At 51.4% G+C, this 1,727-nt stretch carries 4 protein-coding genes and 1 pseudogene; all 5 read right to left on the reverse strand.

The genetic code is table 11. The features are described from left to right. Positions 1-253: pseudogene (locus C6G87_RS07635) on the reverse strand (hypothetical protein); the annotation flags it as partial. Beyond that, a complete protein-coding gene (locus tag C6G87_RS07640) occupies positions 246-605 on the reverse strand; it encodes a phage holin family protein (protein WP_104752916.1) in 360 nt (119 codons plus the stop codon). The gene C6G87_RS07640 and the pseudogene C6G87_RS07635, both read right to left, overlap by 8 nt. Positions 606-717: 112 nt before the next feature. Further along, positions 718-867, reverse strand: a complete 150-nt coding sequence (locus tag C6G87_RS08550) for a hypothetical protein (RefSeq protein WP_158653134.1) — start codon at positions 865-867, stop codon at positions 718-720. A gap of 20 nt (positions 868-887) precedes the next feature. Next, a complete protein-coding gene (locus tag C6G87_RS07645; protein ID WP_104752917.1) occupies positions 888-1,292 on the reverse strand; it encodes an N-acetylmuramoyl-L-alanine amidase in 405 nt (134 codons plus the stop codon). Positions 1,293-1,421: 129 nt separating this feature from the next. Beyond that, a partial coding sequence (locus tag C6G87_RS07650) for a hypothetical protein (RefSeq protein ID WP_104752918.1) occupies positions 1,422-1,727 on the reverse strand: 306 nt, incomplete at its 5' end.

Here is a 1,727-nt window from a genome sequence, read left to right on the forward strand (position 1 = left end):
ACTCTTGGGGGGCTTCTTGCAAGTGTTGGTACTTGCGCGCGATACGATCCTTTTGTTGTTGCAAATGGGTTACATAATTGTTAATGTCGATGGTTTGCTCTAAAATAGCCTCATTTTGTGCCTCTAGCCCGATCTTACAGGTTTCGCGCTCAATCAAAACACGTTGGTACAGCCACACACTCAAACCCAAACCCCCCACACAGAGACAAAACATGAACCCCATTGCCAGCACGCGCCACTCTAGGTTAAACACGTTTGTTTTCCTCCTTGTCTAGCCCTAATTTCTTGCTAATGGCTTTGAGCCCTAGCTCGCCCACCACTTCAGCGCCCATGTAGCCAATGCCCCCACTAATAGCAGTGGCTAGCCCTAGGGGCAATTGAAAATAATAACCGATGATCTCAAAGCTCACCCAAGTAGTGAGCATGCTTGAACCCACCCCCCAAATGATATAGCGCACGCGATCCCCCCACCCGCTCAAGGTTTCGTTCTTGATGGTGCGCAACACGAACAACCCCCCCACACAAAAGCCCACCACCAACACTAATAAGTAGGGTAGGAGCTTGGAGAGCTCCATGCCTAAAATCAAGCTATCTTGATGATTCATGGCGCTTAAGTTGGTGTTCTAATTTGTTTTCAAGGCTGATTAAGCGGTTAATGAGATTGAGCTCTAACACCTCGTGGTGGTGAAAGCCTGCGATCGCTTCGTTTTTGAGTTGTTAGGACACGAGCACAATATAGCCCAAAGTGCACATCTGAATACTCAGCACGAAGAATAAAAAGAGACAAAAACGCCCCCACTTTTCCACACGCGCCACCGCGGCGTCGCGGCGTTTGATATGCTCGACATCTAAATTCGAATGATCCACGCTCCACCTTCCAAACATGATTATTCATAAGCGCTTTGCGCGCAAAAACAAGGGCATTCTTTCTTAGGCTCAAAGTCGCGATGTCCGTACACGCGCGCCTGTGGGTAGGCTTGGCGCAAGCGTGTGAGTAAATCCTCTAGGGCGCGCTTTTGGGCGGGGGTGCGGGTGTCTTTGGGCTTGTTCTGCAAATCTAGCCCCCCGATGTAGCAAATCCCGATACTGTGCGCATTGTGCCCCTTGCAGTGCGCGCCCACCTCTGCTAAGTCCCGCCCGCGCTCGATGCACCCCTCAAGGGTGATGACATAGTGATAGCCGATCTGTTTAAAACCGCGCTCCTTGTGCCACCGATCAATATCTGCTGCGCGGAAGTCCTTCCCCTCTTTGGTCGCGCTGCAGTGGATGATGATTTGCTGGATGTCTCGCATACTACTCCTTGAATAATCTTAGGGAAAATTGCACGGGCACAATGGCAAGATGGGCGCGGCACTGGGCACTCTGCACGCTGGTGAGCTCTAACCTGCCATCAGGGAAGGCATTAGGCAGGGCAAAGAGTTCTAAAAGCGGATCGATGGAGCGGGCAAGGGCGCGCGCTCCACATTGGAGATTGTGGCGTTTTCAAGGACTTTACGCGCGTTTTCATAGATCAGCGCGTCCTCATCGCTGAAGGGCATTTTTAAGAGCCGTTTTAAGCGCATGAGGGCAAAGTCATAGAGGGCAAAGCTGGGGACTTCCTTCCCTTGTGCGCATTCTAGGGTTTCTTCATACGCCCATGCTAAGAGCTCATCGGTGATCAGCTCAGGGTTGAGCAAGAGGGCGCGGGCGCGGTTAGACAAATGTTCTAGCAAACCATCGACATTAAC

It is taken from the genome of Helicobacter baculiformis (assembly GCF_900197685.1).
GTDB classification, from domain to species: domain Bacteria; phylum Campylobacterota; class Campylobacteria; order Campylobacterales; family Helicobacteraceae; genus Helicobacter; species Helicobacter baculiformis.